Annotated in this window: 15 protein-coding genes and 1 tRNA gene; 5 read left to right on the forward strand and 11 right to left on the reverse strand. The window is 57.1% G+C overall.

Translation table 11 applies throughout. From position 1 onward, the window contains the following. Positions 1-70 precede the first annotated feature (70 nt). From RBB82_RS01330 to aceB, 3 genes are all read left to right on the forward strand, one after another. Entirely contained in the window at positions 71-2,950 is a 2,880-nt protein-coding gene (locus RBB82_RS01330; RefSeq protein ID WP_433973318.1) for a PIG-L family deacetylase, read from the forward strand. A gap of 69 nt (positions 2,951-3,019) precedes the next feature. Then, complete coding sequence (locus RBB82_RS01335) at positions 3,020-3,790, forward strand: 2-keto-4-pentenoate hydratase (RefSeq protein ID WP_433973319.1); 771 nt, start codon at positions 3,020-3,022, stop codon at positions 3,788-3,790. A gap of 156 nt (positions 3,791-3,946) precedes the next feature. Next, positions 3,947-5,542 carry a malate synthase A gene (gene aceB, locus RBB82_RS01340; protein WP_433973320.1) on the forward strand — a complete coding sequence of 532 codons (1,596 nt, stop codon included), beginning with the start codon at positions 3,947-3,949 and terminating at the stop codon, positions 5,540-5,542. A 180-nt stretch (positions 5,543-5,722) separates the two neighbouring features. Here aceB and RBB82_RS01345 read toward each other — a convergent pair whose 3' ends face one another. From RBB82_RS01345 to RBB82_RS01375, 7 genes are all read right to left on the reverse strand, one after another. Beyond that, positions 5,723-6,616, reverse strand: a complete 894-nt coding sequence (locus RBB82_RS01345) for a dimethylarginine dimethylaminohydrolase family protein (RefSeq protein WP_433973321.1) — start codon at positions 6,614-6,616, stop codon at positions 5,723-5,725. A 134-nt stretch (positions 6,617-6,750) separates the two neighbouring features. Beyond that, positions 6,751-7,749 (reverse strand): family 43 glycosylhydrolase, encoded by a 999-nt coding sequence (locus RBB82_RS01350; protein ID WP_433973322.1) that lies wholly within the window; start codon positions 7,747-7,749, stop codon positions 6,751-6,753. Positions 7,750-7,803: 54 nt separating this feature from the next. Beyond that, complete coding sequence (hppD, locus tag RBB82_RS01355; protein WP_433973323.1) at positions 7,804-8,940, reverse strand: 4-hydroxyphenylpyruvate dioxygenase; 1,137 nt, start codon at positions 8,938-8,940, stop codon at positions 7,804-7,806. Positions 8,941-9,039: 99 nt separating this feature from the next. Continuing rightward, positions 9,040-10,332 carry a fumarylacetoacetase gene (gene fahA / locus RBB82_RS01360; RefSeq protein WP_433973324.1) on the reverse strand — a complete coding sequence of 431 codons (1,293 nt, stop codon included), beginning with the start codon at positions 10,330-10,332 and terminating at the stop codon, positions 9,040-9,042. A 135-nt stretch (positions 10,333-10,467) separates the two neighbouring features. After that, positions 10,468-13,710: an efflux RND transporter permease subunit gene (locus RBB82_RS01365; protein ID WP_433973325.1), complete on the reverse strand. Its 3,243-nt coding sequence runs from the start codon at positions 13,708-13,710 to the stop codon at positions 10,468-10,470. 93 nt (positions 13,711-13,803) lie between these two features. Continuing rightward, the gene (locus RBB82_RS01370) at positions 13,804-14,895 is read right to left on the reverse strand and encodes an efflux RND transporter periplasmic adaptor subunit (RefSeq protein ID WP_433973326.1); all 1,092 of its coding nucleotides are present in this window, start codon (positions 14,893-14,895) and stop codon (positions 13,804-13,806) included. A 231-nt stretch (positions 14,896-15,126) separates the two neighbouring features. After that, on the reverse strand, positions 15,127-15,894 hold the full coding sequence (locus tag RBB82_RS01375; protein ID WP_433973327.1) for a queuosine precursor transporter: 768 nt from the start codon (positions 15,892-15,894) through the stop codon (positions 15,127-15,129). Positions 15,895-16,004: 110 nt separating this feature from the next. On the opposite strand from RBB82_RS01375, the gene RBB82_RS01380 reads away from it, so the two are divergent. After that, positions 16,005-16,082: transfer RNA gene (locus RBB82_RS01380), tRNA-Glu, on the forward strand. Positions 16,083-16,448: 366 nt separating this feature from the next. Here RBB82_RS01380 and RBB82_RS01385 read toward each other — a convergent pair. From RBB82_RS01385 to RBB82_RS01400, 4 genes are all read right to left on the reverse strand, one after another. After that, entirely contained in the window at positions 16,449-17,345 is an 897-nt protein-coding gene (locus RBB82_RS01385) for a sugar phosphate isomerase/epimerase family protein (RefSeq protein ID WP_433973328.1), read from the reverse strand. Positions 17,346-17,355: 10 nt separating this feature from the next. Further along, the gene (locus RBB82_RS01390; protein ID WP_433973329.1) at positions 17,356-18,927 is read right to left on the reverse strand and encodes a GMC oxidoreductase; all 1,572 of its coding nucleotides are present in this window, start codon (positions 18,925-18,927) and stop codon (positions 17,356-17,358) included. Positions 18,928-18,948: 21 nt separating this feature from the next. Beyond that, positions 18,949-19,665 (reverse strand): gluconate 2-dehydrogenase subunit 3 family protein, encoded by a 717-nt coding sequence (locus RBB82_RS01395; RefSeq protein ID WP_433973330.1) that lies wholly within the window; start codon positions 19,663-19,665, stop codon positions 18,949-18,951. Positions 19,666-19,911: 246 nt separating this feature from the next. After that, a complete protein-coding gene (locus RBB82_RS01400; RefSeq protein ID WP_433973331.1) occupies positions 19,912-23,451 on the reverse strand; it encodes a TonB-dependent receptor domain-containing protein in 3,540 nt (1,179 codons plus the stop codon). A gap of 735 nt (positions 23,452-24,186) precedes the next feature. Here RBB82_RS01400 and RBB82_RS01405 point away from each other — a divergent pair. Next, positions 24,187-24,387 carry a hypothetical protein gene (locus RBB82_RS01405; RefSeq protein WP_433973332.1) on the forward strand — a complete coding sequence of 67 codons (201 nt, stop codon included), beginning with the start codon at positions 24,187-24,189 and terminating at the stop codon, positions 24,385-24,387. Positions 24,388-24,392: the final 5 nt, after the last annotated feature.

Below are 24,392 nucleotides of genomic sequence, written 5' to 3' on the forward strand. Positions count from 1 at the left end.
CGCCGAAGCTTTAGAACCCGGAGATGATCTAGGGCGGGAGGGTGTGAGAGATTAGAAAGTAATGACTTCTATGCGGATAGTTGCAGCTCTGGGTGCGGTATCGGTCGTGGGCCTCGCAGTGGCGGCGGGTGGGTTTGTCAAGGGCCCGGTGCGAGCGGAGGCTCGCGGTCAAGTCCAGGCTCAGGTTTCTGATCAGGCGCTGCGCGATCCGGCGAATCTGAAGGGAGAGCAGGTGCGGCCAGCGGTCGGGGTGCGGGATATTCCTGCGAACGAAGGTGCGACTGCGCTGTGGCAGAGTCTGGTGAAGCTGCGGACGCGGGCGAGTTTGATGATGATTGTGGCGCATCCTGATGATGAAGATGGCGGGATGCTGACGTATGAGTCGCGTGGGCAGGGCGCGCATGTGGCGATGTTGACGCTGACTCGGGGTGAGGGTGGACAGAATTTGATGTCGGGCGACTTCGATGGCGCGCTGGGTTTGGTGCGGACTCAGGAGCTTCTGGCAGCGGGTCGTTACATGGGGATCGACCAGATGTGGGGGACCGAGGTGGACTTTGGTTTTTCGAAGACGAAGGAGGAGAGCTTCGATAACTGGGGACACGATCGCGTGTTGTATGACGCGGTGAGGGCGGTGAGGCTGTATCGGCCGCTGGTGGTAACGGCTGTGTTTGTTGGTGGGATTACGGATGGGCATGGGCAGCACCAGGTGTCGGGTGAGATGGCGCAGGAGGTTTTCGATGCGGCGGGAGATCCGAAGGTGTTTCCGGATCAGATAGCGGCGGGGTTGCAGCCGTGGAGTCCGCTAAAGGTGTATGGGCGGGTGCCGTTTTTTTCCGTCACGGAGAAAGGCATGTATGACTATGCGACTGGCAAGTATGCGCCGGCGCGGTTCTACAACTACGTGACGAAGGAGTGGACGACGAAAACTCCAACGGAGAATGTGGTGGTGCCCGAGGGAGAGTACAGCCCGGTGTTGGGGCTGACCTATCTGCAGTTCGCACGGATGGGGCTAGGGCAGCAAAAGACGCAGAACGGCGGGATGGGGATTCCGGCGGCGGGGGAGTTTGATGTGCCGTATACCCGATATGGGTCGAGAGTGAATACGGGCGCTGCTGCGAGTGCGAAGGATGCTAAGGAGAAAAACTTTTTTGATGGGATCGATGTTTCGCTTGTGGGTATAGCTACGCTGGCTCCGGGTGAGACGAGTTTTTTGAAGCAGGATCTGACGAAGATCGATGGGCTGCTGCAACAGGCGATGACGGGATACTCCATTGACGCTCCGGAGAAGATTGCGCCGCTGTTGCGGGATGGTTTGCGTGCTACGGACGAGTTGATTGTGAAGGTGGAGGCGAGTGGGCTGACTGCTCGGGAGAAGTTCGATTTGTTGCATGAGCTGCGAGTGAAGCGAGTGCAGTTCAATAATGCGATCGTCGAGGCGTTGGGGCTGAGCCTGCGTGCACAGGTGGCTGGACGCGCGGAGAATGGGCCGTTTGCGCGGTTCGGCGATGGTGGGGATACGTTTGTGACCGCGGTGCCGGGGCAGACGTTTGGCGTGCAGATGCGCGTGGTGAATGGAAGTGCGGTGCCGGTGAAGTTGAAGGCTGCGGTGTTGGAGTCGAGTGCGGGTGCTACGTCTGAGAACACGGGTGCTTCGACTGTTGGAAAGACGATCGTGAGTGGGCAGGCGTTTGAAGATGCGTTCCAGGTGAAGCTGCCGGCCGATGCGAAGATGTCAAGGCCACCGTTTACCCGTACGGATATTACGAAGTCTTACTACGACGTGGCCGACCCGGCGTTGCGGAATGCTTCGCTTCCCTTGCCTGCGCTGACGGCGTGGGTGACGGTGGACTATGACGGCGTGGATGTTCGGTTGGGACAGCAGGTGCAGACGCTGCATCGAGTGACGGGGCTGGGGACGGTGTATGAGCCGTTGGTGGTGGCTCCGGCAACTTCGGTTTCGGTGTCGCCTGCGGCGGGTGTGGTGCCGCTGACTGAGAAGACGCTGGTGGTGACGGCGGATGTAAAGAGCAATGTGAAGGGACCGGCTTCGGGGACGGTGAAGCTTGAGTTGCCGAAGGGGTGGACTGCGTCGCCCGAGCAGGCGGAGTTTTCGCTCGTGAAGGATGGGGATTCGGTGGCGGTGCCGTTTGTTGTGACTCCGGGAAAGATGGCGGAGACGGCGTATACGATGACGGCGGTTGCGACGTATGCGGGGAAGGAGTATCGCGAGGGGTATAAGACGGTGGGGTATGCGGGGCTGTTGCCGACGAATCTTTATCGGCCGGCGACGTATCAGGCGCGTGGTGCGGATGTGAAGATTGCGCCTGGGTTGAAGGTCGGGTATCTGCCGGGGACTGGAGATGAGGTGCAGGAGTCGCTGGAGAATCTTGGCGTGCATGCGACGACGTTGACGATGGGCGATGTTACTGCGGGAAAGCTTGCTGGGTATGACGTGGTGGTGCTTGGAGTGAGGGCGTATGCGGCGCATCCGGGGCTTGCGGCGGCGAATGGTCAGTTGTTGAACTATGCGAAGAATGGCGGCGTGTTGATTGTGCAGTACAACTCGGGCAGCTTTGACTACGGGCCGTATCCTTCTTCACTGGGGAGCAATGAGCGGGTGGTGGATGAGACTGCGCCGGTGAAGTTGCTGATGCCGGAGAGTCCGCTGCTGAGCTGGCCGAACAAGATTACACAGAAGGACTTCGACGGCTGGGTGGAGGAGCGTGGGCACGGATTCATGGGGAGTTGGGATTCGCAGTATCAGGCGTTGCTGGAGACGCATGATCCTGGACAGGATCCGCAAAAGGGTGGGTTGCTGGTGGCGAAGACGGGTAAGGGCGTTTATGTTTATGCGGCGTTTGCGCTGTACAGGGAGCTACCGGAGGGTGTGCCGGGCGCGTATCGGCTGTTTGCGAATCTGCTGAGCCTGGGTAAGGCTTCGAGCCACTAGTACGTCGGCGCGCGGGATATTTGGTGTGGCGGCGAGACAGAAGCTGGCTGGTTGCGAGACACTTACAGGATGATGACTGGTGCTCGCGAAGAACAACTGATCAGTGCGGCGAGGATGTTGATGGACGCTCGCCGAACCCGTGAACCAATTGACGACTTGCCTGAAGAGTTGCGCCCGACGACGGTGGACGAGGCGTACTTTATTCAGGACAGGCTGAGCCTGGTGTATGGAACTGTCGGTGGGTGGAAGGTGGGAGCGCCAACGCCTGAGGCCACACCGATGTTTGCGCCGATGCCGCTCTCGCGGATGGCCCCGAGTGGAGTGGTGATCAAGGAGACGGAGCATCGCTTCCGTGGGCTGGAGGCGGAGATTGCTTTTCTGTTGGGGAAGGATCTGCCGCCGAGGGAGAAGGCTTACTCGATGGACGAAGTGGTGGCTGCAATTGCGAGCTGCCATCCTGTGATCGAGGTGCTGGAGAGTGGGTTGACGGCGCCGTTGAGTGCGACGCGGTTGTCGATGATCGCCGATCTGCAGATGCATGGCGGGTTTGTGTATGGTGCGCCGGTTGCCGATTGGCAGAAGATCGATTTTACGAAGGAGAACGTCGTGCTCGCCGTAGATGGTGTGGTGCGGGTGGATCGGACGGGCTCGAATACGTCGGGTAATTTGATGCGGCTGCTGCCTTGGCTCGCGAATGAGGCTACGGCGCGCACTGGCGGTCTGAAGGCTGGACAGTGGGTGACGACGGGGAGTTGGACGGGAGCGGAGTTGGCAGACGCCGGAACCACGGCTGATGTTAAGTTTGCGACTGCGGGCTATGTTCATCTGCGGTTTGAGTAGGGTTGAGATGTGGTTGTGTTGATGGCTTGCTTGAAGATTCGACCGTGATCGGTATCGAGAAGCAACGGCAAAGACAAAAGCAAATACGGGGGTTCTTCACTCCGTTCAGAATCACAGGCTTCTCTGTTTAGGAGAAGCCGTCTAAAGGATTGAACGATGAAGTCGGCTAAGAGTGTGGAGTTTGTTGCTCCTGCGACGGGGCGGTATGCGGAGATTTTGACGCCGGAGGCTGTGGCTTTCGTGGTGGGGTTGCAGCGCACGTTCAACGCGCAGCGGAAAGAGTTGCTGGAGGCTCGCGTGGCGCGGCAACGGCGGCTGGATGCGGGTGAGCGTCCGGATTTTCTGAAGGAGACGAAGGCGATTCGCGAGAGCGAGTGGGTGGTGGAGCCGCTGCCTGCGGATCTGCTGGATCGACGGGTGGAGATTACGGGACCGGTGGATCGGAAGATGATCATCAATGCGTTGAATAGCGGCGCGAAGGTGTTCATGGCGGACTTTGAAGACTCGACGACGCCGACCTGGGAGAACGTGATCGATGGCCAGTTGAACCTGCGGGATGCAGTGCGGCGGACGATCACGTTTGAAGATGAAAAGACGGGAAAGAGTTACAAATTAATTGAGAAGCCTGCGGTGCTGTTTGTGCGGGCGCGTGGTTGGCATCTTGAAGAACGGCATTTGCTGGTGGATGGGGAGCCGATGTCGGGGTCGCTGTTCGACTTTGGCTTGTATGCTTTTCATAACGCGAAGGAGTTGCTGGCGCGGGGATCGGGGCCTTACTTTTATCTGCCGAAGATGGAGAGTCATCTTGAGGCGAGGCTTTGGAACGATGTGTTCATCAAGGCCGAGGGTGAGTTGGGGATTCCGGGAGGATCGATCAAGGCGACGGTGCTGATCGAGACGATTCTGGCTACGTTTGAGATGGATGAGATTCTTTGGGAGTTGAGGGACCACTCGGCTGGATTGAACTGCGGGCGGTGGGACTACATCTTCAGTTTTATTAAGAAATTTGCTGGGGATACGAGTGTGCTGCTGCCTGATCGTGGACAGGTAACGATGACGACTCACTTCATGCGGAGCTACTCGAAGCTGGCGATTAAGACTTGTCATCGGCGTGGAGTGAGTGCTATGGGTGGGATGAGTGCGTTTATTCCGATCAAGAGTGATCCGGTGGCGAATGAGAAGGCGCTGGCGCAGGTGAGGGCGGACAAAGAGCGCGAAGCGACTGATGGGCATGATGGGACTTGGGTCGCGCATCCGGGGTTGGTGCCGGTGGCGTTGGAGGTTTTTGATCGTGTGATGCCGCAGGCTAATCAGATTTCGAAGCAGTTGCCGGACTATCACGTGACAGCTGACGACTTGCTGCAGGTTCCCGAGGGTACGATCTCTGAGGCTGGTGTGCGGCAGAACGTTGCGGTAGGGCTTGGGTATGTGGAGGCTTGGCTGCGCGGGATTGGATGCGTGCCGCTGTTCAACCTGATGGAAGATGCAGCGACGGCGGAGATAAGCCGGGCACAGCTTTGGCAGTGGGTTCACCATAAAGCTGTGATGGAGGATGGGCTGCCGGTGACCGTGGCGATGGTGGATGCGGAGATCGCAGATGAGCTTGAACGGGTGAAGGCTACTGTGGATGCGAAGCGCTACTCGGCTTATGTGCGGGCGGCCGAGTTGATGAGGGAGTTGGTGCGGTCGCCAAAGTTTGTGGATTTTTTGACGGTGCCGGCTTATGACAGGGTGATGGCAGAGGGGCTTTAGTTCCCTGCTCTTTTTTTCTTCAACTCTTCTTCAAAGGGATATGTCCTGCCGGACGGGCCCCACTGCGCGTGGAGCGGCCACTTCGTGGCGTGTATACCGGTCTTGGTGGAATAGACATCTCGGTCCTCCCGTTGGTCGGGATGAGCTGCCTTCCGGCCAACGGGATTCACAAGCTTCGGCTTAGAGTGCGGGTCGGCTTAGCTTCATGACGAGGCACTTGGCGGCGCCCCCTGCTTTGAGGAACTCGGTTAGAGTGACTTCGATGATGTCGAAGCCACGTGCTTCGAGTTTGTGGCGCAGGTCGCTGCCGATGTTGTTGAGGATGATGGTGCGGTCTACGTTGATGGCGTTGCATGCAAAGCAAATCGCATCGGCTTCGGCCACGATGATACGCTTTTCGGGCGGGTAGAAGGCTTCGATCTTGTCGAGGGAGGCGCGGTCAAAGGCTTCGGGAAAGTACATGACGTAGCCGCCGTCGAGTGGGGCGAAGCAGGTGTCGAGGTGGTAGAAGCGCGGGTCGATGAGGTGAAGCGAGGTTACTTCGATGCCCCAGACTTTGCGTAACGGGTGATGGCTGGAGGCGACGGTGCGCGGACCATAGCCGACCCAGAGGCGTGTGCCGTCGGTGGAAAAGAGTGCGTCGCCTTCGCCTTCGAATGGTGTGGCACGAGGCGTGTCGAGAACTTTGTAGCCAGCTTCATGGAACCAGCGGCGGAAGTGCGGCTCTTCGCCCTGGCGCTCGGGGTGGAAGAAGCTGCTGATGGCGACGGTGCCGTTGCGCTCGAGGCCGGCGTTGGCGGTGAAGACCATGTCGGGGGAGCCGGGTTGAGGCTCGATGAGCTGGACGTCTGCGATGGTGCTGACGGCTTCGTAGAGACGCTGCCACTGCTCGGCGGCGCGGGTTCGCGAGGAGGCGTGGACGTTGCCGGCCATCCAGGGGTTGATGACGTAGTCGACGTCGTAAAGCTTGGGAGGGCACATCAGAAATGTTGCTACGGCGGGAGTGGGCTCTGGCTTGTAAGCAGCAGTTAATGCGTTCGCGGTGGTCAGGTCAATCTGGTGCGTGCTCATCATTCGTCCTCAACTTCAAGGATGAGCTTGGCAGATTAAAAATGCGCCGTCTATATGAATGATTATACGTACGTTAGTGCATAAACATGCGCAAAATGAAGGAGATAGGACGGTATGAGTCGCGTTGATCTTTCGGTCTAGTTCCATAAGCGATTTTTATACGTCACGATGCCGGTTGTCATGTCAATCGTCCACGGTTTTGGTCGCGGGAGGTGAAGGTTGCCGTCGCTTATCTCGAGCGGCATCCACAAGTAGCGTGAGTCCCAGAGGGTTTTTGGTTCCCACTGATCTGCCATGAAGATGACTGTTGTTGTTTTGTCCCCGACTATCTTTAGCAACATGCTGGATTGTGAGTCGTAGGTTCTTTTTTCTGGCGGGGCTATGTCTTTGAACCCGGCCCACGGGCCTTCGAGGCTGGAGGCGGTGGCGTAGACGTTGGAGTTTGAAGTCCAGCCGGAGAGGTGGGAGCCGATGACGTAGTAGAGGCCGTTGTAGTGGACGAGTGCTCCTCCTTCGAGCGGCTTGGGAACTAGGCTCATCTGCTTGTCAACGTTGAGGTAGTCGTCGGAGAGCTTTGCGATGACGAAGCCTTTGGTTGGGCGGCTTTCGAAGATGAGGTAGGCTGTACCGTCGTCGTCGATGAACTGGCCGATGTCGCGGCTCTCCATGTCGAGCGGACGAAAGCTCTTGAGGTAGTGGTAGTCGCCATCAACTGTGTCGCTTGTTGCTATTGCGACGCGAGCCAATTTGTAACTGCTGTCGTCCAGGTGGAGGTACATGACGTACTTCTTCGTCTTCGCGTTGTAGAAGACTTTGGGACGCTCGACGATCCATCCTGGGCCTAGATTTTCTGGGTCGGCCAAGTTGAGGACCTGATTGCGGAAGGTCCAGTGGGAGAGGTCCTTTGAGGAGTAGCAGGCGACGTACTTTCGAGTGGGATCTAGGCCCTGGGTGCGGTCTTCGCCGAACCAGAAGAACTCGTCACCGACTTTTAATATGCCGCCACCGTGAGCCTGAATCGGCTTGCCACGGTTGTCGAGCCATACCGGGGCTCGTGTCGTCCGGTTGCTGAAGTAGAAGATGGAAGCGAGGGCGAAGAGGAGCAAGGCTGCTAAAACGCCGATCTTAATGCGCACAGACTCCCCTTCGTCCGAGATAGCTACAGACAGCTACGACTTCGATGTTCGTTTTTACAGGTTGCCGCGAAGCTCTTGCTCGCGCTCGATGGCTTCGAAGAGGGCTTTGAAGTTTCCTTTGCCGAAGCTGCGGCTGCCTTTGCGCTGGATGATCTCGTAGAAGACGGTGGGGCGATCTTCGACGGGCTTGGTGAAAATCTGCAGCATGTAGCCTTCGTTGTCGCGATCGACGAGGATGCCTAGTTTTTCGAGTTCGTGGATTGGCTCGTCGATCTTGCCGATGCGGTGTTGCAGCTCGGTGTAGTAGGAGTGAGGGACGGTGAGGAAGTCGACACCCTGCTGTTTCATCGCAGCGACTGTTGCGAGGATGTCGCTGGTGGCGAGGGCCATGTGCTGGACGCCGGGACCGCCGTAGAAGTCGAGGTACTCCTCGATCTGGGACTTGCGGCGACCTTCGGCGGGCTCGTTGATGGGAAATTTGACGTAGCCGTTGCCGTTGGCCATGACCTTCGACATGAGGGCGGAGTACTCGGTTGAGATGTCGTTGTCGTCGAAGTGCTGGTAGAGACCGAAGCCCATGACGTCGCGGTAGAAGTCGACCCACTGGTTCATGGAGTTCCAGCCGACGTTGCCGACGATGTGGTCGATGTGGAGGAGGCCGACGGGGCGGGCGATGTGGTCGTGCTTGACGGCGTGGTAGCCGGGGAAGAAGGCGCCGGTGTAGTTGGTGCGCTCGACGAAGGTATGGACGGTGTCACCGTAGGCGGCGATGCTGGAGGTGGTGACGCGACCGTGGTCGTCGGAGAAGTCGGTGGGCTCCTGGATGCTGCGGGCGCCGCGCTTGGTGGTTTCGTGCCAGGCCTGACGGGCGTCGTCTACCCAGAGGGCGATGGAGTGGACGCCGTCGCCATGGGTGTGGACGTGGCGGGCGATCTCGGTGTCGGAGCGGAGGGCGGTGGTGATGACGAAGCGGACCTTGCCCTGCTGGAGGACGTAGCTGGCGCGGTCACGCTGACCGGTTTCGGGGCCTGCGTAGGCGACCAGCGACATGCCAAAGGCGGCGCGATAGAAGTAGGCAGCCTGACGGGCGTTGCCTACGTAGAATTCGACGTGGTCGGTGCCCTTGAGGGGGAGGAAGTCGGCGGTGGTATCTGATTCGGGCTGATTCAGGGTTGGTGCGTGTGTTGCCATGGGAGGTCTCCGGTTGGTGGGCTTGTGGCCCACGTTGCAGGAATGAGGATAGTTCACCCGGGTGGGGATTGGCTAGGTGGGCTTAGGGTCGCAGAGGATTCAGGTTCGGGCGGGGAGGATGGTGGCGCGGCACTCGCCCAGGCCGATGCGAGGATGGCCGGGAGCTTCGCAGGAGCCGCGAAGGATGATCTCGTCGCCGTCCTGGAGGAAGGTGCGGGATTCTCCCGTGGGAAGAGGGATGGGACGGGCGCCGTTGCGGGTGAGTTCGAGGAGGCAGCCGGCGGAGGCTTCGGAAGGGCCGGAGATGGTTCCGGTGGCGAGGACGTCGCCGATCTGAAGGTTGCAACCGTTGCTGGTGTGGTGTGCGACCAGTTGGGAGGGCGTCCAGTAAAGGCCTTCTGCGCTGGATTTGCTTAGCGAGTGCGGCTCGAGATTATTCTCGCGCATGGTGAAGGTTGAGATTAATACTTCAAGTTTTACATCAATACTTCCATGGTTTTGGTCGGCGACGGAGTGGAGGTATGGAAGTAGCTTCGGATCGGGGTCAGGACGAGTAGCCGCAGGTGCATGGAAGGGCTCCAAGGCAGACATGGGAGTGACCCAGGGAGAGATAGACGTTGCGAAGTTTTTCGCGAGGAATGGGCCGAGGGGTTGATACTCCCAGGACTGTACGTCGCGGGCGGACCAGTCGTTGAGAAGGCTGATCCCGAAGAGGTGGCCTGCCGCTTCGGAGATTGGGATTGGAGCGCTGAGTAGATTGGGGGTTCCAATGTAAAGTGCTAGTTCGAGTTCGTAGTCTAATGCGTTGGTGGGTAGGAATTTAGATTGCGTGTCGGGTGAAAAAGGACGCGACTGCCCGACAGGCCGAGTGACGGCGTAACCGCTGACGATGATGGATGAGGCACGGCCGTGGTAGCCGATGGGGATGTGCTTGTAGTTGGGGAGGAGGGGCTGGTCAGGGCGGAAGAGCTGACCGACACGGGTGGCGTGATGGATGGAGGCGTAAAAGTCGGTGTAGTTGGGGATGTGAACCGGCTTTTGGAGGGACGCTCCAGCGATGGAGTGCAGGGCGGCTTCGGCTTTTTCTTTGTGCTCGGGGTTGACGTCAATGTGGAGTAGAGCGGTAAGGGTTTTGCGGAGGAGAGTCCAGGCTGCGTGGCCCTGAGACATGAGCAGGTTGAGGGTGGGCGCCTGACAGGATTCGGTTAATGTGGGAGGCAGCAGACCGGTGGAGGCGCAGGAATGAAGGTCAAGGAGGTGGTCGCCGATGGCGACGCAGAGATGCTGCTGACCTTCAACAAGGAAGGCACCGTAGGGGAGATGAGTGAGGGGAAAGTCGGTGGTGGGGTGGTTTGCTTCGGGGAGCCAGCTTTTTGCGGTCGGGTTGGCCATGCGGCCATGATAGCCGTAAGTAGAGGATTTTGTGTGTATGTTTGAAGACTCAAACGCTGCGCTCAAGTTTGAGATGCTTGAGCGCAGCGAGAGAAAGCACGTGGTTGGTTCTGTGGTTGGGTGGTGCCGAAGACGTTATGCTCTGGCAGCCGGGACCTTAGTGCCGGAGAATTTCCCGAGGATCGTCTTCAGAATGACGTAAAGGACCGGGATGAAGAAGAGATTAAGGATGGTGGAGAGCACCATGCCTCCGACGATGGCAGTGCCGACGGAGTGACGACCGTAGGCGCCTGCACCGGTTGCGAAGAAGAGAGGACCGACGCCGAGGATGAAGGCGATGGAAGTCATCAGGATGGGTCGCAGGCGGAGCTCGGCTGCTTCGATGGCAGCTTCGATGATGGTGCGCCCCTGACCGAGAAGCTGCTCGGCGAATTCGACGATGAGAATTGAGTTCTTCGCAGAGAGACCGATGAGCATGACGAGGCCGATCTGGACGTAGACGTCGTCGACCAGGCCGCGGAGGGATACGAGCGAGAGCGCTCCCAAGATAGCCATAGGGACGGCGAGAAGGATGATGAACGGCAGCGCAAAGGACTCGTACTGGGCAGAGAGTGTGAGGTAGACGACCAGGAGGCCGAGGCCGAAGATGATGATGGCCTTGCCTTCGGACTCCACTTCTTCGAGTGCGAGACCGGTCCACGAGTAGGTCATGCCTTGGAGTTTGTTCTTCTCGAAGAGCTTGACCATGGCCTGGTTGCCTTGACCGGAGCTGAGGCCTGCTGCCGGGGAGCCATCGATTTCGGCGGAGCGGAAGAGATTGTAGTGGTTGATGACCTGTGGCCCGGAGATCTGGCGGACGGTCGCGAGATTGTCGAGCGGGATCATCTGACCGGTATTGGAGCGGACGTAGTACTGCTGCAGATCCTTTGCGTTGCGGCGGAACTGCTCGTCTGCCTGAACGTAGACGCGGTAGGAGCGGTTGTTGAAGTTGAAGTCGTTGATGTAGCTGGAGCCCATGAAGGTTCCGAGCGCAGCGGTGATCTGGGTGAAAGGAACGCCCACTGTTTCGGCCTTTTGCCGGTCGACGGTGACCTCAAGCTGAGGGTCATTCGAAGTGAACTGGGTGTTCATGGCAGTGAGGCCAGAGCCTGGAGCGCTGCCCTGTGCGACGAGAGTGTGGGCGACGCGAGAGATGTCGTCGAAGGTGTTTCGGCCGCCGTCCTGGAGGATGAACTGGAAGCCACCAACGGTGCCGAGGCCAGCGACGGCGGGTGGTTCTGCTGCGAAGGCGATGCCGCCGGGGACGCCGAAGAGCTTTGGCCCTACCTCGCGGACGATGTTTCTTGCGGTGAACTTGTCACCCATCTTTGTGCGGTCGTTGATAGGCTTGAGCGGCGCAAAGATGAGGCCGGAGTTTGGCGAACTGCCACCTGCGAGGGAGAAGCCCATGACGGAGAAGGTGCCGAAGACGCCGTCATTTTTCCGAACCACTTCCGAGACGCGGTCTGCGAATTCGGTGGTGTAGCTGAGAGAGGCGCCTGGAGGCGTCTGCACGATGATGAGGAAGTAGGACTGGTCTTCCTGCGGAATGAAGGCCGTCGGTACGTAGTTGTACATGAACGCCGTGGCTGCAAGGGCGCCGACGAAGAACAGCAACATGACGTAGCGTATGCGAACGACGAAGGTGACGATGCGCGCGTACGTTCTGATGACCCACTGGATGACGGCTTCGATGGGGTTGAGAATCAGCCCCATAATGCCGGTCTTCTTTTGCTCCGGGCGAAGGAGGATGGCGGCCAGGGCAGGCGAGAGAGTAAGTGCGTTGAAGGCCGAGATCGCGATGGAGAAGGCGATGGTCAGCGAGAACTGCTTGTAGAGAATGCCGGTGGTGCCGGGAAAGAAGCTGACCGGGATGAAGACCGAGATGAGCACGAGCGAGGTCGCGATGACGGCGCTGGTGACCTCGGCCATGGCGATGCTGGTGGCTTTGTGGGGATCGGAGGAGGTCTGCTCCATGCCGGAGCCGGTCTTCTCGCCCGCGAGAGTATCGGGGGCGTAGGGATCGGGTTCACTTAGCTCGTGGCGCTCCGGTATGACGGAATGGCCGGAGAGGTGACGTTGGACGTTTTCGATGACGACGATGGCGTCGTCTACGACCAGTCCGGTGGCCAGCGTGATGCCGAAGAGCGTGAGGGAGTTAATGCTGAAGCCGAAGACCTTGATGAAGGCGAACGTACCGATGAGGGAGACAGGGATGGTGACGGCGGGAATGATGGTGGCGCGCCAGTCCTGCAGGAAGAGAAAGATGACGATGACGACGATGATGATCGCTTCGCCGATGGTGCTGACGACTTCGTGGACCGACTCGCCGATGACGAGGGTGGTATCGACGGCGATGATGCCCTGCATGCCGGGAGGAAAGTTCTTCTGGAGCTCCGCGAGTACGGCACGGCACTTCTTGTCAACGTCGAGTGCGTTGGCGTTAGAGAGTTGCTGGACGCCGACACCGATGGCGTCGCCGCCGGAGTATTTGAGCGCAGTGCTGTAGGTTTCCGCACCCAACTCTGCGCGGCCAACGTCTCTTAGCAGGACGACGCCGCCGGCGGTTGGGTTGTTTTTGATGACGATGTTTTCAAACTGTTTGGGGTCGTCGAATCGGCCAATGGCGCGGATCGCCATCTGGAATTGCTGCTTGGGGTCCGAGGGTGGCTGGCCGAGTTGGCCTGCGGGGACTTCGACGTTCTGTGCGGCAAGCGCGTTAGTGACATCGAGAGCAGTGAGACCGCGGGCGGCGAGGCGATTGGGGTCAAGCCAGAGACGCATTGCATACTTGCGTTCGCCGAAGATGACGACCGCGCCGACGCCGGGAACGCGTTTGAGCGCGTCGCTGACGTAGACGTCGAGGTAGTTTGAGATGAAGGCCTGCGAGAGCGAGTGGTCGGGCGAGATGAAGCCGGCGGCGAAGACGAAGTTGGAGTTCGCCTTGGTGATGCTGATACCGGTGTTGTTGACTGTGGCTGGGAGACGTCCCTGAACTGTGGCGACGCGATTTTGCACGTCAACGGCGGCGATGTCGAGGTTGTAGCCGGTCTGGAATGTGATGGTGATGGACGAGGTGCCGTCGTTTGAGCTGGTGGAGCTCATGTAACGCATGCCCTCGACGCCGTTGATGGCCTGCTCGAGGATGATGGTGACGGCGGATTCGACGTCCTTGGAGTTGGCACCGATGTAGTTGGTGCTGACGATGACTTGAGGCGGTGCGAGATCGGGATAGAGCGAGATCGGCAGAGACGGGATGCAGACCGCGCCGGCGAGGACGATCAAAAGCGCACAGACCGTTGCGAAGATCGGGCGACGAATAAAAAAGTCTACGAACAAGGGCGACCTCTAGCCGGCTCGGATGGCCCGGGGGTGGAGCGAAAGATGATGCGGAGTGGAAGACCACTCCGCAGGAACAATTACGGCCAGCGGTTAGCCGAGAGGTTTGACCGGAGCACCTTCCTGCAAAAACTGCAGACCTGACGTGATGACCTTCTGGCCCGGCTGGAGGCCGCCAAGAACGGGATAGGTGTTGCCGACGGTTTCGCCGACGGTAATTGGCACCTGATGGGCGATGTACCCTTCGCCTTTGGGAGTTGCGACAAAGACGAAGGTTTGACCACCAACCGTGCTGACGGCGAGTACGGGGACCGTTGGCGCGGGTGCGGTGCTCCAGGTGACGCGAGCCTTGACCAGTTGCTGGTTGCGAAGAAGCTGCGCAGTGCGTGGGATCTCCGCTTTTGCGAGGATGCTCTGCAGGCCATTGTCGACCTGCGGAGAGAGGAAGGTGATACTTGATTTGACGAGCACATTGCCGGCGGTGTCGAGGATCTGGACGGGCAGACCCTTGCGAACGAGGCTCGCCCGCTCGGTTGGGATGTAGATATAGGCTTCGAGGTCTGCGTTTTCGTCCACGGTGGTAAGGAGCGTGGTGGGCGAGACGTAGTCGCCAAGGTGGACGGGGATGTCGCCGACGACGCCGTTGAAGGGCGCGCGGATGTCGTAGTAGGCGAGCTGCTGCTTCTGGGTATCGGTGAGGGCAGCGTTGGACTCGTAGTCGCCCTTGGAGTTTTGGTACGCCTGATCCGCCTGCTCGTATGTATCACGCGAGACGACACCGGCTTCGAAGAGCTTGCGCTGGCGCTCGACTTCGATCTTGTTGTAGTCGTAGACGGCCTTCTTCTGCGCCTGAGTTCCCTGCTGCGACTGGACCGACGCGACCTGCTTCAGCGGATCAATGCGCATCAGCACCTGTCCTGCTTTGACGACGTCTCCGGACTTTACGAAGATTTTAACGAGGTTGCCGTCCACTTGTGGCTGCATGGTGGAGGAGCGGCGGCTCTTGATCGTCGCGACGTAGGTGTCGGAGTTGGGCACCGGCGACAGCGTAACCGGCGCCACCTGTACAGGCATGGCCTGCGGAGCGGGTGGCGGAGGAGCTGCGGGCTTACAACCTGAGACCAGGCATGCGGCCGCACAGAGAAAGAGGGGTAGGACGCGGCGGGTGTTCACGATCAGAGGCACAGTACTTCTCCTTCACGGACGGTGACTTCTACGACGAGCCACCGAGTCAGGTTGCAGAATGCGGTGGGCAGGAAGATTTGCGACGCAACGATCTGCAGATCAACGATTTATCAGACGACAGCTCTGGAGTTCAAGTTTAGATGAAGCAATCGTAGCGAAAGGTTCGTAAATTGAAACGAAAGAGTCTCTTAGAGCAGATCTGCCCATTTTAGCCGTGCGATTGAAGGGCTTTCACGCGTCCAAACTGCTCTTTTCAGCAAATGAAAATGGATTGAAGCTCTCGTGACGGTCAAAGGCATCGGCATGTTCCACACGCTTCAGCCAGTTGATCACCAGATACGTGATCGGGGTGGCGATCACCTCGTAACCGACCTTCAAGGCGTAGCCAGTAACAATAATATTGATCAGAACGCGGATTGGGTAGATGCCACCGAAGGTCAGGGTGATGACCAGAACTGTATCGACGGCCTGCCCGACGACCGTCGACCCGATGGTTCGTGTCCAGAGCTTGCGGCCGTTTGTGATGAGCTTCAGGCGCGCCATAGTGTAGGAGTTGGCGAACTCGCCTGCCCAAAATGCGATGAGGCTGGCTGCGAGGATCCTCGGGATGAAGCCGAACACCGTTGAGAACGCCTGCTGGTTGCGCCAGCCCGGGGCGGATGGGAGCGCAATGACGACCGCTCCGATGAAGTACAGAAGGGCCGTTCCAAAGAATCCAAGCCAGATGGCGCGACGCGAGGCGGCGAAGCCATAAACTTCGGTGAAGACATCTCCGAAGATATAGGTGACGGGAAACAGCAACACCGCGCCGCTGACCGCAAACGGGCCTATTGACCGCCCAAAGAGGGAGAGGGGCCCGAGCAGGCAAACCTTCTGCGCGATCAGGTTCGAGACGAGCAGGATGACAACAAACGCAGTCGTCAGAGCGTCGAGATACTTATAGCTGCGGGCTGCGGAGCGCGTCGTCTCTGTTTGAGCCGTATCGAGTTGCGAGGGCATGCCTACAGTATGCCGTGCGTGAGAGAGGTGCGCCAATCTTTGACACGGCATGCCTCTATTGTTAGCGTTGAATGTGGTGAGGGTACCGCTGATTCCGTCATCTTCCAAGGGTCCCCGTCGTCTAGCCCGGCCCAGGACACCGCCCTTTCACGGCGATAACATGGGTTCGAATCCCATCGGGGACACCAAGAAATGGCCTTGTCCGATAGCATCAAGGCATCATGTGGGACGTTTGCGACGGTGTTGATCTTGGCGGCCAGTGGTCCGGGTCAAACCTCTAATACACCAGAGAATCTCGACGCACGGTGATTGCGTCGTTGAAGATCGGGATTGAAACAACTGCAAGAAGTAGCCGGCACGCGATGTCCAGCCACATGTTGCTTGAGATGTGTACGGCGACCGCAGTAATAATGCAGATGAGACCAATGGCAAACTCGATTAGCATACGGAAGATCAGAAATGGCCGGCTGTTCATCGGTTAATGTTCTCAGCTGTTGAAAATTCCGACAAGGAAAAAGTAGCCTCATACCCTTCCTTGCCGGATGGCCTGGCGGCTAGCTCTTGAGACTCCGTAGGTAGTCAGCGTCCACCTTCAACGATTCCTTCCAAGGAATATCGAATGCTTCCTGTTCCACAAAAGCATGCTGGATGTGTTGTGTCCTGGCTGCCTGCGCGAAGATGGGAACATAATCGATGGTGCCTCGACCCAACTCAGTGACCTTTGCGTCATGCGGATCGGCCGGAGGAGTTGCTGTAAGTTTGAAGTCCTTGACGTGAAGCATAGAGATGCGGTTCGGGTTGTTCTTTAGAATTTCGACCGGGTGCATGCCCGCAACAATGGCCCATCCGCAATCGAGCTCGAAGGTGACTTTCTTCGGATCCGTTAGTCGAAGGAGCTCCATGTACGGCGTCTTGCCATCGGTGACGGCAAACTCCCGTACGTGGTTGTGATAACCAAATTGGATTCCTGCGGCAGCCGTCTTTTCGCCCATGATGTTGAATTGCTCTGCGTTGTAATGCCAATCATCGAGTGCGAATGGCGCTCCCCCGGGCGTTCCTGCTGCGGCGGGAGTGCGATAGCCAGGGCTGGCACAGATGATGAACTGCGCCCCAATCTGCTTGTCGTACGCGACGATTTCGTCGAAGCGTGCATGCAGGTCAGCAAAGGGATGATGTGCGCTGACGCAGCGCAGGTTCGCCTTGTCCAGCGCTGCACGAACCTCCTGCGCAGTTTTCTTGGGTAGAGCTGCCGCCTCCACTTCGGTGTAGCCTGCGGCACTCACAGCGGCTAGAGTGCCTTCAAAGTCTTCGGCCATCTGTTGCCTAACAGAGTAGAGCTGGATTCCCAAAGGTAAACCAAGCGGGTTAGCAAACATATTCCGGTCTGCCAGGGTGAGCGCTGCCACTGCTGCAGTGGCGCCTATGAATTTCCTTCGAGATATCTGAGTCACACTCTCTCCTTTAAACATTCTGTTTGTCCATCTCAGTCGCAAGATACTCCGAAGCACGCATCGACAGGGCAAGGATCGTCATCGTCGGATTCTGCCAACCTGCGCTGGTGAAGCTCGCTCCGTCCACGACGAAAAGATTCTTGTGATCGTGACTCTGGCACCACTTATTCAACACGCTGCGCTTTGGATCGTCACCCATGCGACAGGTCCCCACCTCGTGGATGCTGTAGCCCGGAGGGTTGGGAAGAACGTTCTTCGACAGTACTTCAAACCCCGCTGCTTCGGCGACTGCGCAGCCTACCTCTACCGCGTCTTTCGCCATGTTGTATTCGTTGTCCGTATATCTCGTCTCTACACGCAGCGCGGGGATATTCCAGGCATCTACCTTTTCTTTGTCTATCCGGACGTGGTTCTCATACCGACCCAACACCTCTCCCATGATCGTCATCTGAAAGGCGCTGCCATAGTACTCATCGAGCTTCCTCTGCAGCTCTTCGCCATAGGCTGCGAAGTTACGCGGTTCAACAGCGCCCGTACGACTCGTCACATTCAGAGCATAGCCGCGAAGAAATTTATCGCTCTTCGTGGTGATGTTTCGGAAGCGTGGAATGATCGCCGAGCCGCCCATCAACCCTTTTGCGGCTTTTCCGTTGCGAGCCTCAGGGACCGAGCATACCACTCCGGCGCCGTAGATCTGGTCCATCAGATAGTGGCCGATGACGCCGCTCGAGTTGCCGACTTTTGAATTGAGCAGCAGGCGCGTACTCTCCAACGTTCCAGCCGCCAGAACGATAACACGCGCTTTGACGCTCATCTCTCTTCTTGAGAGGCGATCGACGAAGTGACATCCGTTGGGCTGGCCTGTGTTCTTGTCTACCGTCAGTTCACGCACGACGGCGTTGGCGATTGAGGTGAGTTTGCCGGTTTTTTCCGCGTCCGGGAGCAGGAGATTGACAGAGCTGGCCAGACCGTCGCGGCCGAGAGCGCGCCGCTGCTTGCAGACTGGTATGTTAAATGGCTTGCTCGCCTCAATGAATCGCCGCATCGACTCCGACCAGGGATCGTTGTCTGGAACGAAGTTACCGTTCGGCATCTGCGGCGGACCATCCATTGCACCCGCTACCTGAAAGATCTCTTCGACACGTGAGTAGTACGGCGATATATCCGCTGAGCTGATTGGCCAGTCTTCTCCAAAACCGTCGCGCGATTTTGCTTTGAACTCATAGTCGCTGAGGCGAAACGACTGTCGCGACCAGAAGAGCGAACGTCCGCCGAAGAGTCGCACGCGAACCCAGTTGTAAGGATTCGCCGCATCGAAGGTATACGGAACTTCTTTTTCGTCGACCCAAACGTTGGCATCGAAGCCATTGGACTGGAAGACATGCTCGAGCCTGCCTGGTGGTGTGAACCCGCGGTAAGGTAGCTCATAGGCAGGCTTGCGTTCTGCATGCCTGGCAACATCTGCCACAGGGCCCGCGTTCAGCATCAGACACTTCAAACCTTTTTCGGTAAGGATCTTGGCAGCCATTCCGCCGGCGTGCCCGGACCCAATAATCAAGACATCGAAGTTTTCGTTTTTCATTGAACTTGAAGGGCCCCGAGATTACTGACGTGGATAGGTTGTGCCGGTGTGGGCTTCCTTAGAAGCAGCAGTGATGTGTGCCGGAATCTTAGAGCACGTTGCACTCTCGAAATATAGATCCGGCTCGATGGGAGACCAATAGAGTCCAACCGCCGTTGCTTCCTGTGCGCCGACCGATGCAACTTCGCTCCATGCCTTTGAGTTCACCGTAGCTTCGCGAATGTCATGGTGTGCGATGTTGACGAAGTCTGCATGCGGCTCATTCGGTGGATGGTCACTCATCCACGTACGCAGCCACGGTTTGAGCAAGTTGTCGGATTGTTCATTGCTGAGCTTGGCGAAGGGGAGGCTGAATTTTCTGTGCGACTCTGCGTCGAGCCAGTCCAAACCACCGCTGTATATCTTTCTGCGGGCATCCGGCGAACTATCGATGAGGAAATCGATAAAACGTGGAGTCTCTGCTTGAACCGCGCCGGGCTTATTTCCGATCGGCGGCAGCAGAACATCGGAGAGGCGAGTGAGCGTCGCCATCTGTTGAGGGCTGAAGAAACGCAGCTCGGTTTCGACAATTCCATCGACGACTGCGGTATGAGGCTGAGGCGTCTTTGGGTTCAGCCCCAGCGTCCACGGAACAGGAGCCGGTGGTGGCGGTGCTGGATTTGCAGTCTGCTGAGGCAACAAGGCTCTGGGCGCAATGCTTACCGAGACAACGGCGCGGACAAAATCACGACGCAACATGAGTGCTCCTTGGTTGCCTAAAACGTTACACTGCCACAGGTTCCGGCGTCCACCCGAAGCCCTTTGGAAAAGATGATCAACCTGTGTCCTGACGGCGCTTCGCTTCTGGTGGTCGCATCCTATGTGGAGATGCGGTATCACGATGCGCGAGCCGTTCCATTGAAGTTCGATTCTATTGGTGCTGATTAAATAATGAACCACGGCAAAGAGATTGAACTCTTCGCCGCGGGTATTTTGTTTTTCAAATTAGAACAATACTTTGAGGGCGAACTGATATTGACGTGGAGTGTAGTTCGGATCCGTTTGATTGATGTGTCCGAAGCCGGCGTTGCCGAACTCGTCTCCGGGCTGACCGTTTTGCAGGTAGAAGTTCGGTGTGTTTGAGATGTTGTAGCTCTCTACACGGAATTGCACTCCTACGTGCTCTGTAACAGCAAATGTCTTGAAAAGAGAGAGGTCGACGTGACGGAAGTTGGGCCCGAAGAGCGAGTTGCGCCGAGCGGTTCCAATCGTTCCAAGTGGTTGAGGAGCGAACTGTGATGTATCGAAGAAGTGCGACAAGGTCTTGTGGCCCAGTCGAGCATCCCCAATCTGATCTGGACGATCCTGCCCTACAGCATTTTGCGGGGTCGCACGATTGTTGAAGCCGTGTGCGATTCCGTCGCTCTCGATGGGATTGTCGGCACCGGCACCGGTGCTGGTAATGGTGAAGGGCTTTCCACTCTGCCAGGCAGTGATCATATTTGTTTGCCAACCAGCGAAGGCGAGTTTCTTCAGGCCGGTAAACTCTTTTCCGAACTGCAGTTCGTAGTTCAGCATAAGTGCGAAGCGGTTCTGAATATCGTTTTCTGCGATGCCGTACTCTATCTGCCGAATTCTGGTTGGATCAGCATTGCTCCAACCCTGATTATTACCCTGCTGAGAGAAGCCAGTGATGTCGCTCAGCCCCTTGGCCCAGGTGTAGTTCGCATCAAACGCCAGGCCTTTGGTAAAGCGCCGCTGGATAGAAGCCTGCAACGCGTTGTAGTTCGAGATACCTTCGCTTTGGATATAGCTAACGCCACCCAGGTTGGAAAGTTGAGAGCTCAGTGGGCGTGCTGCTGCACCAGGATTAGTGACGGGGTTGAATGGCGCGGGTTGGTTGATGCTGTTGATCGATTCAGGTAGATGCTGCCCGATGTTGCCGACATACCCTATGGTGAAGACGTTGGCACCGAACTGCTGCTCGACCTGCAGATTGAACTGCTGGATGAGAGCTGAACGGAACTTTGGCGCCTCCGCAACAAACCCCAGTCCGGTAATAGAGGCGAGGTTGTTGACGATGTCCGGTGAATAGACGGGAACAGGCAAGCCCTGTTGCAAGACTGACGGTGAGCCTAGTGTTGCGCAGTCCGGGTTCTGACCCGCACTCGCACCGGGAACCGAGGCTTCCAGTTGAATCGCACGCGCGGATTGGCACGAGGGCTGGAAGATGGAGGTGAACGGAAGATTCTTCAGGTCGGCATTGGACGTGTAGTTGCCGGGGAAGAAGCTTAGGCCGTAGCCGCCGCGAACGACGATCGCGGGCGTTACAGAGTAAGCGAAGCCAACGCGTGGAGCGACGTTGGAATAGTCAGTCGGAATATTTACTTGTGAGTTCACACCGTTTACGCCAGCGATCTTCAATGCATTCGATATGTTTGCGGCGGACAGCGTAAGCGCCTCCGGAAAGTCGAAGTTCGAGATGTGATTGTGCGCTTCCGTAAAGGGAGTAAACACATCGTAGCGAATGCCAAAGAGCGCGGTCAGCTTCTGATTGACCTTCCAGCTATCCTGCACGAAGCCGCTCGGTTCATAACTCCGGTAGTCGGGAGGGAACAGGTTGAAGTTGCGTTGCGCCTGGCTAAATCCGCCGACCAGAGTTGAGGCAAGTTGATTGCTCTGCTGCTGCAATTGGAGAGCAGGGTCACCGTTGGGATTTGCGACGCTGTCGCTGGGCAGATTGAACTGATAAAAACCAACTGCGGATGCGCTCTGCACGTTGCGAGCTTGCCTTCGAATAAAGGTCGCGCCGGCTTTGATGTTGTGGTTGCCTTTGTTCCAGCTCACCGTTGCGGAGTATTGAAAGGTATTGTCGATATCCTGCAGGGGAACAAACGCGCCGTCGCCGATGTCACCGAAGGGGCCGACATTGATTGGCGTCAGTGAGTTTGCAAATGGACTAAACGCTGTCATGCTCGCGTCGAATCCCACGGCCTGGTCAGCGTTCTTTCCGTAGTTGAGCGGAAGGGAAAGGTTGTTAATCCGCGTAAACGCCGCTCTGAGATCGAGCAGGAGGGCGGGAGTGAAGATGTGAGTGTAACCCAGAGCGTACTGCTGGGCTACGTCGGTTGCAGGACCGTCGAAGTTGAACCTGCCGCCGCTGATGTCCAATCCATTCACCGTCCCAAAATTCGGCGGCGTAAACGTATCAACGGTGTTGTAGGCGAAGCGTGCAAAGAGCAGGTTCTGATCGTTAAATTTATAGTCGACGCGAGCATCGTACGTATTGGCGGTTTGTGTCTTGTTCGGGCTAATGGTGAAGTTGCTGGCAAGATTGTCATTCGTGGGTGCGGGGAACAGCTTCAAATAGTTAAGTGTGATCGGATTGATTCCGTTGACGAGATCGGGGCCAGTAAGAAGAGTACCGTCAGGATTCCGTGTGCCGTTACTCGCCGATAGCAGCGCTTGCGGAGTTCCCCCATTGAGACTGTTGATGTCGTTGTACTCAGCAAGAGTGGGAACAGTGCCGGTGTCGGTCACACCGCTCACTTGCCGAAAACCTTCATAGTCAAAATAGAAGAACGCTTTATCTCGAAGAATCGGGCCACCGATGCTGGCGCCAAACTGGTTTTGTCGCAACTCGGGTTTATTGCCTGTCGACTGAAAGAAGTTGCGAGCGTCAAAGATATCGTTGCGGAAGTACTCGTAGACAGAACCATGAAAATGGTTAGTTCCTGAGCGCGTGACGAGGTTGATGACACCGCCTGCCGTGCGTCCAGCTTCCGCGGCGTAGCTGTTGGTTTGGACAGTGATCTCCTGAATACCTTCTACGTTCGGCTTGACTCCAATGGTGCCGATAATACGTTCATTGTCGTCCACTCCATCGACCACCCAGTTGTTGAGCGTGTCGTCTTGTCCGTTTACGGAGAGACCAGCGGCGTTGGTTCGCCGATCATCTGGACGCCCGCCACTGCTGAGTCCGTTGCCGGGGCCCTCGTTGGCGCCGGGAACAAGCTGGACAAGCTGAACAAAGTTGCGCCCGTTCAGCGGAAGGTCCTGCACTGACTTGGCAGTTACCGTTGAGCTGACGGTCGCGCTATCGGCCTGAAGTAACGGGGTGCTGGCAGTGACTTCGATGGTGGTCGACTCTGAACCGAGTTGCAGGTGCACGTCAACACGCGCACGGTCACCGGCTTCCACTGCGATGTCCTTCGTGACCGACGATTGAAAGCCGCCGGCTTTGACGGTTACAGAGTAATGCCCGACCGAAAGAAGTGTGAACGTGTAATCGCCTGAGTTATTGGATTGCGCCGTCCGCTTTTCATTCGTTCCCAGGTTGTTGAGGGTCACGGTGGCATTTGGTACGACGGCTCCCGTGGAATCGGTCACTGTTCCGAGGATGTCGGCAGTGGTTAGCTGCCCGAAAGCAACCGAAACGTAGAGGAGCAAGAGCGCCAAAAGACAAACTGGTCTCCTCCACCCTTGAAAGATCTCGCGTCCGCACTGGCCGATGCGGTCAATCGTGTGAATCAAATTGAGCTTCATGATTTTGTTCTCCTGGATACTTTGGCTCGTATGGAGCGGCTCGAGCTGGTGGACCGCACCATAACGGTCTCAACCGTAGAGCCATATCGAGGAAAATCCAATGACCACTTTGAAGGGTCTTACCATATCCATTGCATATGTTCTTGGTTCTTCAACTCATTCATTCGTCACATTTATCTAAGAGGGTGGATCGATCAGCAACACGAGATAATTCGTTTGATTTATTTGAACGTATAGCTAACTAAACGCAGTCACCTTCGTCCGCGACGTTGTTGTCAATGCAGACTGAAAACTGCATCGATACAAATTTGGTGCCTCGACAGCACAGTGAATGCCGCGGTTGGACTTCGATGGTCAGTTGGCTCAAGAGGAAATCACATTCCAATTCGCGATATAACTCCGGCTTCTATCGGAGGAGGTCTTTCGAATTGGAGAGAGACTGTGTTCCGCAAATTTCGACACGCTTCCACACGGCAAAGTCTCACTTAGACCGCGCCGCAGTGATAAGGAATTGGTATCAACATTGAGGCTGCCCAACGAATCATCAGAGTGGTCCAACCTAAAAAGCTATCTCACGGATGTTCTCTTCACTTGGCCGTGAAAACCGTTATCTCAGAGCGACTTTTTTCAATGAGGTCGCCCACTTGATCCGTTGCATTCGAGTGATCGCACGAGAGGGAATCGATTTGCACCTGAACTTGTTCTTCTTGGTGGCTCCATTCACGAAGAAAATCGGTGGATTCAAAACTGCAACCTACGATTGAGTGGCGCATTGATCGTCAGTTTGATATTTTCGGTTTTTATTTCTTGCCAAGACTGTCGCACGGTGCGTATATTGCCGTCCTGCGTAAACATTTACTGAAGTACTTGGTCTCAAAAAAACTCAGCTTGCATTGGGCTTTGATGAAAAGCCCGATTATTGTTCCTGGTCATTGATTGCT

This window comes from Tunturiibacter lichenicola, assembly GCF_051013355.1.
In the GTDB taxonomy this organism is placed as follows: Bacteria; Acidobacteriota; Terriglobia; order Terriglobales; family Acidobacteriaceae; genus Edaphobacter; species Edaphobacter lichenicola_F.

Bases quoted from the DNA above. Each gene is read 5' to 3' on its own strand.
- RBB82_RS01330 (WP_433973318.1), top strand. From the start codon at position 71: ATGCGGATAGTTGCAGCTCTGGGTGCGGTATCGGTCGTGGGCCTCGCA.
- RBB82_RS01335 (WP_433973319.1), top strand. From the start codon at position 3,020: ATGATGACTGGTGCTCGCGAAGAACAACTGATCAGTGCGGCGAGGATG.
- aceB (WP_433973320.1), top strand. From the start codon at position 3,947: ATGAAGTCGGCTAAGAGTGTGGAGTTTGTTGCTCCTGCGACGGGGCGG.
- RBB82_RS01345 (WP_433973321.1), bottom strand. From the start codon at position 6,616: ATGATGAGCACGCACCAGATTGACCTGACCACCGCGAACGCATTAACT.
- hppD (WP_433973323.1), bottom strand. From the start codon at position 8,940: ATGGCAACACACGCACCAACCCTGAATCAGCCCGAATCAGATACCACC.
- fahA (WP_433973324.1), bottom strand. From the start codon at position 10,332: ATGGCCAACCCGACCGCAAAAAGCTGGCTCCCCGAAGCAAACCACCCC.
- RBB82_RS01375 (WP_433973327.1), bottom strand. From the start codon at position 15,894: ATGCCCTCGCAACTCGATACGGCTCAAACAGAGACGACGCGCTCCGCA.
- RBB82_RS01390 (WP_433973329.1), bottom strand. From the start codon at position 18,927: ATGAAAAACGAAAACTTCGATGTCTTGATTATTGGGTCCGGGCACGCC.
- RBB82_RS01395 (WP_433973330.1), bottom strand. From the start codon at position 19,665: ATGTTGCGTCGTGATTTTGTCCGCGCCGTTGTCTCGGTAAGCATTGCG.
- RBB82_RS01400 (WP_433973331.1), bottom strand. From the start codon at position 23,451: ATGAAGCTCAATTTGATTCACACGATTGACCGCATCGGCCAGTGCGGA.